This is a genomic window from Janthinobacterium sp. DSP2-3-3, from assembly GCF_049897325.1.
GTDB lineage: Bacteria > Pseudomonadota > Gammaproteobacteria > Burkholderiales > Burkholderiaceae_D > Janthinobacterium.
Map to the genome: position 1 here is coordinate 46,583 of NZ_JAFCWA010000022.1, position 10,865 is coordinate 57,447.

At 58.9% G+C, this 10,865-nt stretch carries 15 protein-coding genes; 3 read left to right on the forward strand and 12 right to left on the reverse strand.

Annotated elements, in window-relative coordinates; all coding sequences use genetic code 11:
• Positions 1-7 precede the first annotated feature (7 nt).
• The 5 genes from ACP7DE_RS27380 to ACP7DE_RS27400 are packed head-to-tail and all read right to left on the reverse strand — an operon-like array spanning position 8 to position 3,830.
• The gene (locus tag ACP7DE_RS27380; RefSeq protein ID WP_426075063.1) at positions 8-1,300 is read right to left on the reverse strand and encodes a phage tail protein; all 1,293 of its coding nucleotides are present in this window, start codon (positions 1,298-1,300) and stop codon (positions 8-10) included.
• Positions 1,297-1,917 (reverse strand): phage tail protein I, encoded by a 621-nt coding sequence (locus ACP7DE_RS27385; protein WP_426075065.1) that lies wholly within the window; start codon positions 1,915-1,917, stop codon positions 1,297-1,299. Before ACP7DE_RS27385 ends, ACP7DE_RS27380 begins: the two co-directional genes overlap by 4 nt.
• Entirely contained in the window at positions 1,910-2,821 is a 912-nt protein-coding gene (locus tag ACP7DE_RS27390; protein WP_426075066.1) for a baseplate assembly protein, read from the reverse strand. Before ACP7DE_RS27390 ends, ACP7DE_RS27385 begins: the two co-directional genes overlap by 8 nt.
• Complete coding sequence (locus ACP7DE_RS27395) at positions 2,818-3,162, reverse strand: GPW/gp25 family protein (RefSeq protein ID WP_426075067.1); 345 nt, start codon at positions 3,160-3,162, stop codon at positions 2,818-2,820. The genes ACP7DE_RS27390 and ACP7DE_RS27395 overlap by 4 nt, the downstream gene beginning before the upstream one ends.
• Entirely contained in the window at positions 3,159-3,830 is a 672-nt protein-coding gene (locus ACP7DE_RS27400; RefSeq protein ID WP_426075068.1) for a phage baseplate assembly protein V, read from the reverse strand. Before ACP7DE_RS27400 ends, ACP7DE_RS27395 begins: the two co-directional genes overlap by 4 nt.
• Positions 3,831-4,519: 689 nt before the next feature.
• Here ACP7DE_RS27400 and ACP7DE_RS27405 point away from each other — a divergent pair.
• From ACP7DE_RS27405 to ACP7DE_RS27415, 3 genes are read left to right on the forward strand one after another with little or no spacing between them, the layout of a single operon-like run.
• Positions 4,520-6,742 (forward strand): TonB-dependent receptor plug domain-containing protein, encoded by a 2,223-nt coding sequence (locus ACP7DE_RS27405; protein WP_426075069.1) that lies wholly within the window; start codon positions 4,520-4,522, stop codon positions 6,740-6,742.
• Positions 6,743-6,792: 50 nt separating this feature from the next.
• The gene (locus tag ACP7DE_RS27410; RefSeq protein ID WP_426075070.1) at positions 6,793-7,179 is read left to right on the forward strand and encodes a glutaredoxin family protein; all 387 of its coding nucleotides are present in this window, start codon (positions 6,793-6,795) and stop codon (positions 7,177-7,179) included.
• A gap of 28 nt (positions 7,180-7,207) precedes the next feature.
• Positions 7,208-7,438, forward strand: coding sequence for a hypothetical protein (locus tag ACP7DE_RS27415; RefSeq protein WP_426075072.1), 231 nt, complete (start codon positions 7,208-7,210; stop codon positions 7,436-7,438).
• Between the two features lie 653 nt (positions 7,439-8,091).
• Here the strand turns inward: ACP7DE_RS27415 and ACP7DE_RS27420 are convergent.
• The 7 genes from ACP7DE_RS27420 to ACP7DE_RS27450 form a co-directional block, all read right to left on the reverse strand.
• Entirely contained in the window at positions 8,092-8,505 is a 414-nt protein-coding gene (locus tag ACP7DE_RS27420) for a phage virion morphogenesis protein (protein WP_426075073.1), read from the reverse strand.
• On the reverse strand, positions 8,502-8,990 hold the full coding sequence (locus tag ACP7DE_RS27425; RefSeq protein WP_426075074.1) for a phage tail protein: 489 nt from the start codon (positions 8,988-8,990) through the stop codon (positions 8,502-8,504). Before ACP7DE_RS27425 ends, ACP7DE_RS27420 begins: the two co-directional genes overlap by 4 nt.
• Positions 8,974-9,483: a lysis system i-spanin subunit Rz gene (locus ACP7DE_RS27430; protein ID WP_426075075.1), complete on the reverse strand. Its 510-nt coding sequence runs from the start codon at positions 9,481-9,483 to the stop codon at positions 8,974-8,976. The genes ACP7DE_RS27425 and ACP7DE_RS27430 overlap by 17 nt, the downstream gene beginning before the upstream one ends.
• Positions 9,480-10,040 carry a glycoside hydrolase family 108 protein gene (locus ACP7DE_RS27435; protein ID WP_426075076.1) on the reverse strand — a complete coding sequence of 187 codons (561 nt, stop codon included), beginning with the start codon at positions 10,038-10,040 and terminating at the stop codon, positions 9,480-9,482. The genes ACP7DE_RS27430 and ACP7DE_RS27435 overlap by 4 nt, the downstream gene beginning before the upstream one ends.
• The gene (locus ACP7DE_RS27440; protein WP_099388137.1) at positions 10,040-10,411 is read right to left on the reverse strand and encodes a hypothetical protein; all 372 of its coding nucleotides are present in this window, start codon (positions 10,409-10,411) and stop codon (positions 10,040-10,042) included. Before ACP7DE_RS27440 ends, ACP7DE_RS27435 begins: the two co-directional genes overlap by 1 nt.
• Positions 10,412-10,476: 65 nt before the next feature.
• Positions 10,477-10,686, reverse strand: coding sequence for a tail protein X (locus tag ACP7DE_RS27445; protein ID WP_426075078.1), 210 nt, complete (start codon positions 10,684-10,686; stop codon positions 10,477-10,479).
• Positions 10,686-10,865, reverse strand: a 180-nt coding sequence (locus tag ACP7DE_RS27450; protein ID WP_426075079.1) for a head completion/stabilization protein, incomplete at its 5' end; no start/stop codon positions are given. The genes ACP7DE_RS27450 and ACP7DE_RS27445, both read right to left, overlap by 1 nt.

The window sequence follows — 10,865 nt, forward strand, 5'->3', positions numbered from 1 at the left end:
CATTTTTTTAGCACACAAAGGTCGCCGTGTCGCCCACGGCCAGTGCCATCGACGTCAGAAAATTGGAATTGCCATTGACCAGCTTATCTGTGCCCTGGCGCGCAATGCTGCAGCCCGAGGCATTGGACGACATGAACGAGATTTCGGCACCGCTGGGGACGGCGGACGACAGAGGCAGCACAGCCGCCACGTTATTGCCGTTGAACACGAACACACAGCCAGTACTTTCCGGCGTGAGCGTGGTGCTGGCGGGAATGCCGATGGTCCGGGATTTGTTGCCCAATTGCTTGGCCAGTTGCTGGTCGCCGTAAGCGCGGGCGCTGGTGTTCTGCTGATCGACATACGCGACCTTCGCCAGCAGCGGGTGCGGATCGGCCGAAGCCTGGTGCTGGGCCAGTTGCTGATCGCCATAGGCGCGCGCGCTGGTGTCTTGCTGATCGACATAGGCGACCTTGGCCAGGAGCGGGTGCGGGTCAGCAGCGGCCTGGTGCTTGGCCAGTTGCTGGTCGCCATAGGTGCGTGCGCTGGTGTCTTGCTGATCGACATAAGCGACCTTGGCCAGCACCGGGTGCGGGTCTGCAGCAGTCTGGTGCTTGGCCAGTTGCTGATCGCCATAGGCGCGTGCGCTGATGTCCTGCTGATCGACATAAGTGACCTTGGCCAGGAGCGGGTGCGGATCGGCAGCGGCCTGGTGCTTGGCCAGTTGCTGGTCGCCATAGGTGCGTGCGCTGGCGTCCTGCTGATCGACATAGGCGACCTTGGCCAGCAACGGGTGCGGGTCGGCAGCGGCCAGGTGCTTGGCCAGTTGCGCATCGCTGTAGGCACGGACAACGATGTCCTGGTCATCGACATATTTACGGGTAGCCAGAATGACGGATGGGTCGATTTTCAGTTCGATGGCGGCCGTGCTGGTGACGATCAGCACGATGCGCACCACCTGCGTGCGGCCGCTGCCTTCCATCATCAGGGGCTTGTAGCTGGGCGGGCAGTTGGCCACCGCGCACAGGTCGCCGGCCTCGTCGAAGATGCCAATCTCGCGTATCCACCAGCCGCCCACATCCTCGGGCAAGACTTGCTCGACGATGATCTGGCTGGCGTTGGCCGGATCGACGGTCAACTGGTTCAGGCCGGCGCGGCGCACCTCGTGCACCAGCGCCTTTTGCAAGCGCGATGGCATGGGAAGATTGCCGTTACCGTCGCCCACGGCCAGGCTCTTCAGTTTCAGGGTTTGACCCAGGGCGATGGCGTTGGCCAGTTTGGCCTCGCCCACTTCGGTCAGGATGGCAAAGTATGTGCTCATGGATAGATGGTCAGGGTGTCGATGGTATGGGATGCGCCGGCCTGCAACAGCGTGCCGCGCACTTCGATGGTTTCCGCGATCCAGGGATACACGGTCATGCTGTCGCCGTGGTACGCACAAGCGCCCGCATAGATGCTGCCGCGACTTTCCAGATAAATCGCCAGGCCCGTCATATGGCGGCTGACGGGCTTGGCGTCGGCAATCAGGCGTTCCATTTCCTGAAACATGGCGTCGGTGATGCCGGTATCGAGCACGCCGACATCGAGACGGAAGGTGCCCGGCACGCCGGCTGGCGTGGTCTGCCACCATTCGGTAATGCGGATCAAATAACCCAGGGACTCGACCACGCGGCGCACGGCGGCAATCGTGCCCTTGTGCTTGTGGATGAAATAGGACGCCTTGATGCTGCCGCGCTTGGTCGACTCGGGCCAGGCGTCGTCCCAGCGGTCCACGGAACACGCCCACGCCAAGAACGGCAACAGGTTGACCGGGCAGCGGTCGGCGTTCCACAGGTCGCGCAGCGGCACGGGCACGTTGACCAGCTCGGCGCAGGCCACGGCAATGGCGCGCTCCAGCGCCGTGGTGTTGGGCGGCAAGGTCGGCACGGTCTTATTCATCGAGCACCACCACATTCAACTTGATGGCGGTGCAGCGCCCGGCCTGGGTGGCGTTCAGTTCGATGTCCGCCGCCGGGCTGGTGAGCACGACCTTGCGCACGCCCTCGACGTGGACGGCGGCGCTGCAGGCGGAACGGTAGATGCTGTGCCCCAGCGGGCGGCGCGGCTGCGACACGCGCACGGCGTTGGCGCGCGCGGCGTCCAGCAGGATAGGCACTTCCGGGCCGACGCCGATAAACAAGGTGGCCTCGATCTGGTAGTCGATGACCTGGGCGGCCTGCACGCTCAAGCGGTCGCCCAGGGGACGCACTTCCTCGGCGTTGAGCGCGCGCGCCACAGTGGCCAGCAGCGTGGCGTCGGCGATGCCTGTGTCGTTGTTGGCCAGCACCGTGACGATGACGTGCGCAGGCGCGGGGCTGGTGGCGCTTGCGTCCTTGACGCGGCCGTCGCTGCTGCGCGCGTGGAATTCGTAGGATGCTTTCGGGCCGGCCACGGACAGGCCATCAGGCGCTTCCTGGATGCGCAGGCGGTAGGCATCGTTGTCTTCCATGACGGCGGCCACGGGCGGCAGGGTGTTCGGATTGGCCGGCGTGATGACCAGGCGCGCCACGTTGACGTTGGCGCCCACCTGGTCCAGGTCGCCGTCGAGGGCAAACGCCAGCATGACAGCCTTGCCGGCCTCGTTGACGCGGTTGCGCAGGATGGTTTCCTGATACGCGTTCTCTTCCAGCAGCTTGGTGGCCGGTTCCGACTCCAGCTCCAGCAGGGCCGTGACGGCGGCGCGCTCGGCTTCCGGCAGCAGGCTGACCAGGTGGGCTTTGCGGCTGGTGAGGATGGCTTCGAAGTCCAGCACCTCGACCACGCTGGGCGCCGGCAACTGAGTCAGGTCGATGGGCGTGCTCATACGACACCTCCTTGCTTGACGGGCACAGACAGGGTGATGCCTTGGCCATTGGCTGTGCCATCGAGCAGCAGCGTGATGGCGCCGTCCGTGTCGCGCGTGAGCTGCACGCTGGCGAGCTGCAGGCGCGGTTCCCAGCGGCGCAGGGCAAAGGCGGTGGCCGCGTAGATGCGCAACTGCGTCGCGCTGTTCAGGGGCTGGTCGATCAGCTCGGGCACCTCGGAGCCATAGCGGCGGCGCCTGATGCGCGAACCCATCGGCGTGGTGAGAATGTCGGCAACCGACTGGCGCAGGTGGCCCAGGCCCGTCAGGCTGCGCCCGGTGGCGGCGTGCATACCCATCATGATTGCGGTCCGCCCGACTGGTCGCCGCCGGCCTTGACGCCGCCGTGTGCGTGCTTGGCCAGGCTGGTGGCGCCGGCCAGCACATCCTCGCTGGCTTTGATCGTTCCTTGCACGGCCATGGCCACGCCGCCAGCGGCGCCGGCCTTGGCGTTCACGCCGCCATTCAGGGCGGTGGCGCCGTTGACGGTGGCTGCTTGTTCGACAAGCAGCTTGCCCATCACGGTCAGGTCGCCCGTGCAGATGGTGCTGCGCGCGTTCGATGTCACCTTGTCGGCGGTAATGGTGGCGGTGCCGCCGGGCAGTACGGCCGTCAGGGCATGGGCCGCGTGGTCGTACTGCACCACGGCGCCGTCGGGGTAGTGCGTGGTGTGGATGCTGTCGCTCGATTCGGGCGCGTCAAACTCCTGTGAGTACAGGGCGGGCAGGATGATGCCGCGCGTCAGGTCGCCGCCCGGGGAAAAGACAATCACTTGTTCGCCCACGGTGGGCGCCGACCATGTGCGCGTACTGCCAACGCGCCGTGTGGCCCATTTCAGCCATTCCGTGGTGAGTGTTGGCCCGAGCCGCACGCGCGCCTTGGCCCCTTTGACCTCGGCAATGGTGCCCAGGCGGGTCAGGTTTTGCAGCAAGCGGAGGAGGTCGGACAGGTCGGCGTTCATGCAGTGCATGTTGCCGAAGTCCGCGTGCGGATGCACGCGGGGGCGGGTTGATATGTTATTTAGCGACAATGGAAGGTAAGCAGGCGGGAGTAAGCTGGATGCGGTCGTGTTTAAAGGACCGTGGCTTTAGGTCACGCCGGTATAAGCCCTCAGACCCATTTATCCGCGTAAAGAACGCTCTTTAGGAACCTTGCAGTTGCGCAGGTATCAGAATTGGCATTCGCGAAGCCAGTCGCATCCATATCATCGGCTGTTCTAAAACATGAAAGATGCTTAGATCCGAGGGGTTGTAAAGTTCTTAAACCCGTATTTAGAAATTAGGTTGCAGTAGTGAAAAATTATTTTAAAATTACGTGAAAAAATCAATGTGATAATTGGAGAGATTTTCGGTTTGTGAAATAGTGTATTATTATTTATAATTTCTTCGGTTTGTAAAGTTGAAATGATAATATGTTAATTAATTTATGTGCGGGGTAGGTGTCAGCACGATGAATCGTATCGTCTTCGTATCGTATTGGCATATGCTGCATGATTGGCTATAGTAGATATCGAAAGGTTGAGGGGCTGATTCGTTGTCTGCAGGCGAATATCGCTACCAGAACCTGTGAGTAGTTTTTTTCGTCTAATTGGTGTGTCGTGGCAGCGCTAAGAAATCTAGCACTGAAAAATTGAATGTAGTAAAGAATTAAGGACGTTGCGTGAAGATTCAGAGGTTCCCATTCTTTTTATTGCCTGCTTTTTTTATTGAACTATCATTTCCTGGTGCCGTGCAAGCTCAGCAAATATCTGTTGAAGTTCCGGGCGCTCAGCTGACTAAGCTTCCTGTCGTTGATATTAAAGGTGGCCAGACGGACATGCAAGCGCGGCGCGAGTTTATCGCCGGTAAGATTGTCATTGGCCGGGCCAGCATCGAAGCGAGTGGCGCCAATAATGTGCAGGAACTGTTGCGCAAGGAGCCTGCGGTCACCATCTCCGCCAATGGCCGCCTCGGCCTGATGGGATTGCCTGGCTACACTCAGGTGTTGATCGACGGCGTCGCCGCCCCGGCCGGCAAGGAACCGCTGGAACTGGACGTCACCCATGTGGAAAGCATCGAAATTGTCAAATCATCGCTGGCCGAGTTCGGGCCGTATGGTAGCGCTGGCACCATCAATATCATTTCCCGCAAAGCAAAACGCCTAAAGACAGTCACGCAACTACGCCTCGGCGCAGTGGCTGGCGGGGCCGAGCACGGAAGCAACTTTTCCTGGTCCACCAATCGCTCCGAGGCGGGTTCTCCTTGGGCGTTTGCGGCCCAGGTATCGGCCGGGTCGCAAACGCGCAAGGATGATAGTAGCGTGCGCGTTTTGCGCCATATGGAGGAGGCGACGCCGGTCGTCCAGCAAGTTGGCAGTACAAGGGGTTGGACGCGCACGGATCGTCTGAGCTTGGGTGGTACGATATCCTGGGAAGCGGGCCCCCGCCATGTGCTGGAGTTCGATCCGGGTCTGCTATGGTTCAAGGTCAGTAACCGAGGCGTGGAAAATGATGCGTGGTCGGGGCCCCAATCGGGGCCGCAACTTGTGTTGTCAGATACTGGCTCTCCATTGACTACTTTGTCGTTGCCTCTGAAATGGACGTTCCGCCCCGATCGCCAGTCAAAATTGATATTGCGCTTGCTGTCGAACCATTATCGCTTGACGCGCGACAACAACCGCCTTGAATCCTATAGCGATGCGCCGGACCATCTACGGCAGTCGCTCAGATCCAGCCACAATAGTGGCAACACCATCAAACTCGACTATACGCGGACGATCGGCGAGCACGACATCAAGACTGGCACCAGCGCCGTGCATACACGTTCCAGCAGCGAGTTCGTTTATTTGCTTGATGGCATCGCCGATGCTAGCTTGCAGGTATTGGGCAACAGGCGCGATGCGCGCGACCGCCGCTTTAGCGCCTTCGCGCAAGATGAGTGGCGTGTAAACAAGGTGCTCGGCGTCAACGTTGGACTGAGCGGTGAGCGACGCGCCATCGACATTGACGAAGGCATATATGGTGTCAGCAGTAATTTCACGTCGTGGTCACCGAGCGGCCATATATCGTGGAAATTGCCAGGCACTACTGAACGGCACCTGCGCCTGGGACTTGCACGTACATTCACGGCGCCGTTTCTCGATCAGTTGACAGGGCGGCCAACGATCAATCCACTGGCGCCATGCACACAGGGCGGTTGCGGCCCGAACAGCATTGCCTATGCCGACACGGCGGGCCAGCCGAAGTTGCGGCCAGAAAAAGCGGTAGGCCTGAACCTGGCTTACGAACACTACATCGGCGACGACAGCATCATCACGCTGGAAGCGTTCTCACGCCAGATTGATAGTTTGATCGGTACGGACATTCAATTGGAAAATGTACCATGGTCTGCGCTACCGCGGTACGTGGCACGCCCCGCCAACTTGGGTACAGCCCGCAGCCATGGCCTCAGTCTTGAAGTTCAGTTGCAATTGCGTGAATTATGGAAAGCTGGTCCAGACATGAATCTGCATGGCAGCGTGACCTTGGCGCAGTCTTCTGTCTCGACCGTGCCTGGCCCTGACAACCGGTTGGCGGATCAGTCGCGTTGGAGCGCCAAGTTTGGTGGCAGCCATACCGTTGCTGGCATGCCGCTGAAGCTAAGCGCAGATGCGAACTGGACGCCGTCTGGTTGGGTACGCTCGACTGCAACGCGTAAACTGTACACGTCGCGGCGTTCTGAGCTGACTACGCAGGCCGTATGGACATTTGCGTCCGGCTGGCGCGCCAAATTCACGTTTGACCACACCTTGTCGGGTGACGCCACAACCATCGAATCTTTTTTTGCAAACGATGTCGATTTTGAACGTCGTAGGCGGCAACCTTCACGTGACAAGTTTCGTTTTGATTTGGAAGTCAAGCTTTGAATTATACCTTTCCTATTCCTACTGCTTTGCGCAAGAAATAATTATTCATAATGAAAAAATGGAAAAAGGGCCTTCTGAACACGTTATTAATTGCCTTAACAATCTCAGTTGCCATACCGATTGGCCGCTATTTGCCGGGTCTTTATGAGAGCGTGCGATCCCACGGGAGAACTGGTGATTTTTCAATGTATGTTAAAGGAATGCAACATTCGGTGACCTTGTACGGAACATCTACCTGTGTACACTGCAAGGCTGCCCGCGCATATTTGCGGACCGCTGGAGTTAACTTTAACGATATGGTCGTAGACAAGTCCCCCGAAGCTGCGCAAGCCTTTGCAAAGTTGGGAGAAAGCTCCGTACCAGTACTGATATCGAAAAATCATCTTATTGTTGGTTTTGTTGCCGATGAATATCAGAGCATGTTAGTTAAAAATTAGTGTAATTTTTCTTGTCTTGGGAGCTGTAATGAAAAAAATAATTATTATTTGTTTTTCTATTTTTTCAATGTTCTTTATTGCCTCTGTAGCTAGTATTGCTGCTGAGGAAACCAAAACTGCCGAGGAAAGCAAACCTATCGAAGAGTCCAAGCAGAGCCCCAAAAAATTTGACGCTAAGGTCTGCTATAAGCGTTGTATGGATGATGTGGATGACAAAGCAACATGTGAATACATTTGCTACAACAAGAGAAAATATTAAATTTTTATAGAAAAATATTTAACTTACTTAAATATTCTTCTGATAAATTTTGATGATTTATCGTAAAAATGTATTTTTTCAATATCAATATACGTTAACTTAGTAAGCTATGATCTTCTTTAATGGCTGCAGATTTTTCCGCAGCCATTTTATTTAGATCATATTCTCTTCGTTCAACCGCCGCAGATATATGCGCAACTTTTCCCGTTGACGCCCTGCTCGAGGCATCTAATCAAGCATTCAATAGGATCGTAAGGGCCGTCACCACCACCAGCCCAAGCTGCTGCACCGGTCAAGGAGAATACGAAAACTAAAACTAAGCGTTTAAACATGTTAATCCCTAAGTTATTGTTGAGTTTATATCTTACATAGAATCTCAAAGAAAAAAAAGTATTTTTTAATTATTAATATCGATTCGTTCCAAAGAGTAAGAGAAGATGTTGATCGCTAGATCAAACCTCATCAAAATTGATATGTCCGAAGCGCAGCAATATCGAGACTGTTTTTCGAAGTGTCTGCTTCTATCAGGAAGGTCAGAATCATATGGCTCAAACGAGTTTGATAACTAATGTCAGTTGAAGTTCGCATTGGAGCATCTTAGTTTTTTTTCGATGTGATGCAGTAGTGATTCGCGTATCAACTTTCGATCCGGTTCACTCAAGCCCAGCAGCGGCCGCTCCGGAAACTTGTAGACGCCCCCCTTTTTTGGTAACGCGGTCTTGCTGGCCAAATTGATGCACATGCGCCACGCGCGCCACCCAGCCAAAGAAGCCGACCTCGATCTGGTCGCCGGTCGCCTTCACTTTAAAGTGCTTGGCGGTGCGAATCTTGGCGAACATCGCCGCCTTCTGCCGTTTGATGCGTCCGTTCTTCCCCTTGAATTCCTTGCGCCGCTTGCGCGCCGGATAGGCCGTACCGTCCGGCCCCTGCTGCACCTTGATGCGCTGCGCTTGGCTGCGTCGCAGGTCGATGGCCACCTTGTGATTGATGGCGCGGCGCTGGGCCGGCTGCAGCTTGGCCAGCAGGGCGCCGGCCCAGGCTTCCAGCGCGTGCAGGTCGTCGCTCATGGCGTGGCCTCGGGCGTGCGCCATTCGGCCAGCAGGGTCTCGCCGTCATATAGCTTCCAGAACTCGTCGGCGTAGGCGGGCATGTGCTGTATCTCGGCCAGGTGCTTGATGTCCAGGCGGCCCGCTTCGCCGGTCTTGACGGCCACGCGTTCGGTCAGGTCCAGCTTGATCGAAATATCCACCGTTTCATGGTTGTTGAAGTCCACCTCGAAGGCGATGCCGTGCTTGCGCCGCTCTTCATTGGCCAGCAGGTCGAGCTGGTGGACTTTCAGCCAGGCGATCAGGGCCACCATGATGGCGTCCGCGTCGCCCGCGTAATCGGTCACGATCAGGTTGAGCTTGAAGCGGTATTCGAAGGACAGCGAGGCGGTGGAGGTGGCCACCACGTTACCCTCGTCGGCGAAGACCAGCAGGCGGTCGGGGTCGCGCTGCAGGGCAGGGATGGCGGCGGCCAAGTGCTGGCGCAGGCTATTCGGTTTGTACATGGTAGGTGTCTCGCACGGTGTTGTAGGCGTCGATGCAGGCGTTTAGCTGGCGGGTGGCGTCGTCGCCGTCGCCGGCAATGGCGTCAAGAGCTGCCGCAGTCGCTGGGTCAAGTTCGGCGCGCGTTTGGTGCCGATGGTTTGCGGCAACGGCGGAATCTGCAGTGGTGGCGCACCGGCCGCTGGCGACGGGGATTGACAGGCGCACAGCGCCGCTGCGCACATCATCGTTAAAACGGTCACGATCAGTTTTCGCATGGGTTTGCTCCTGGTTGAGGTGGTCGGCGCGCTGCGCCAGGGCGGCGCCGGCCGCGCGTTCCAAAGTGAGCACGCGGGCGGTGGCCTGGGCCAGTTCGGTGGCGGCGGTGGCTGTTTGGATAGCCGCCGCCCGCTGCAGTGCGGCGATGTTGGCATCCTTGCGCCAGCCCTGCGCCGTCCAGCCCGCCACGACGCCGCACAGGAGAACGGCGACCAGCGGGCGCCAGGTGGTGGTCACATGGCCACCCGTTCCTTGATCCAGCCGAACAGAAAGCGGCGCTGGCTCTTGTTGGCTTCGGTGATGTCCAGGTAGCGCGCCGCCTGCAGGCCGTTCAGGGCGCGCAGCAGCACTGCGGCGCCGTCCTGGCCGCGCCATTTCAGGAAGGATGCAAGGGCGCCCAGCGACTGCGCACCCAGGCGGCCGTCGACGAACAGGGCGGGATAGCGGGCGCCCGTGTCATTAAAACCGTTCAGCCAGCGCTGCAGGAACTCGGCCGCGCGGTGCGGCCCCATGTTCACGCCCGTGTCGATCACTTCGGCGCCGATGCCGGCATGCAGGGCCAGCACCTGGTCGAACTTCGGTTCTGTGATGTAGCGCGCCGTGTAGATGGCGCGCGCCACGGCCACAGGCAGCTCGCGCATCGGGCCTTGATAGCCGTTGGCGCGCGCCACGGCGACGGTGATGCCGTAATTGGTTTCGCCGCCCTGGTCTTGCGGGTCGTTCACGTAGCCGCCTTCGGCGCGCAGGATGGCGTCGATGGTGCGCGCGATCAGCGGGTTTTCCATGGTGGCCATCAGTGTTCCTTCGCGTCTTTGACCAGCTCTGCGATGTCCTTGTCGCTGCGGCGCTGGAACCACAGGGCCACGGCGCGCGATACCCACCAGCCGGGGGCGCCGACGATCAGGTCGATGGCGGAAGCGTTGACCATGGCGCCGATGGCGGGGAGCTGGGCGCACAGCAGTTGATACGCGGTGCCGCCCAGCAGGCACGAGAACACGCCCGCGCAGGCCAGGCGGGCGACGAATTCGCCCTTGTTGAAGGTGCCGTCGCTGTTCAAGGGCGGCAGCACGATGTACAGCATGGCCGCGCCGACCATGCCCAGCGCCGCCTTGAAGCCGTACAGTTTGACCAGGGTGGCGAAACCACCAAACGATTCTGCGGACATTGCTTGATACTCCCGGGTGAAGTTGGATAGATTTTTCATGATGGATAAAAGGGTGAATGCCAGGATCAATCCCATAGCTGCACGATGTACGCGGCCTGGCCCGTGCTGGTCGTCGGCTCGGGCAAGGTGACGACCAGGCCGGCCGGCAGCACGGCGCCATGGCGCGCCAGCGCGGGATTCATTTCCAGGGTGTGCTCGACGTATCCCGCGCCGTCGCCCAGGTAGCGCCACACCAGGGCGTCTACCGTGTCGTGCTGCTGCGTGCGTACCTGCATCAGATCAATTCCACGGTCAAATGCGTGCGGCCGACGATATCGGCGATGGCCCATTGCGCGTTGCGCCGCTGCGCGCCGGGCGCCTCGTCCAGCCATTCCATGCTTTTCTTGTCGCTCACGGACGTGGCCGTGCTGTCGTAGTCGCGGTAACGCTCGATCAGATCGGCTTTGGCCGTGCT

Excerpts from the sequence above, each read along its gene's own strand:
- ACP7DE_RS27380 (WP_426075063.1), bottom strand. The coding sequence starts at position 1,300 with ATGAGCACATACTTTGCCATCCTGACCGAAGTGGGCGAGGCCAAACTG.
- ACP7DE_RS27385 (WP_426075065.1), bottom strand. The coding sequence starts at position 1,917 with ATGAATAAGACCGTGCCGACCTTGCCGCCCAACACCACGGCGCTGGAG.
- ACP7DE_RS27390 (WP_426075066.1), bottom strand. The coding sequence starts at position 2,821 with ATGAGCACGCCCATCGACCTGACTCAGTTGCCGGCGCCCAGCGTGGTC.
- ACP7DE_RS27395 (WP_426075067.1), bottom strand. The coding sequence starts at position 3,162 with ATGATGGGTATGCACGCCGCCACCGGGCGCAGCCTGACGGGCCTGGGC.
- ACP7DE_RS27400 (WP_426075068.1), bottom strand. The coding sequence starts at position 3,830 with ATGCACTGCATGAACGCCGACCTGTCCGACCTCCTCCGCTTGCTGCAA.
- ACP7DE_RS27410 (WP_426075070.1), top strand. The coding sequence starts at position 6,793 with ATGAAAAAATGGAAAAAGGGCCTTCTGAACACGTTATTAATTGCCTTA.
- ACP7DE_RS27415 (WP_426075072.1), top strand. The coding sequence starts at position 7,208 with ATGAAAAAAATAATTATTATTTGTTTTTCTATTTTTTCAATGTTCTTT.
- ACP7DE_RS27420 (WP_426075073.1), bottom strand. The coding sequence starts at position 8,505 with ATGAGCGACGACCTGCACGCGCTGGAAGCCTGGGCCGGCGCCCTGCTG.
- ACP7DE_RS27425 (WP_426075074.1), bottom strand. The coding sequence starts at position 8,990 with ATGTACAAACCGAATAGCCTGCGCCAGCACTTGGCCGCCGCCATCCCT.
- ACP7DE_RS27435 (WP_426075076.1), bottom strand. The coding sequence starts at position 10,040 with ATGGCCACCATGGAAAACCCGCTGATCGCGCGCACCATCGACGCCATC.
- ACP7DE_RS27440 (WP_099388137.1), bottom strand. The coding sequence starts at position 10,411 with ATGTCCGCAGAATCGTTTGGTGGTTTCGCCACCCTGGTCAAACTGTAC.
- ACP7DE_RS27445 (WP_426075078.1), bottom strand. The coding sequence starts at position 10,686 with ATGCAGGTACGCACGCAGCAGCACGACACGGTAGACGCCCTGGTGTGG.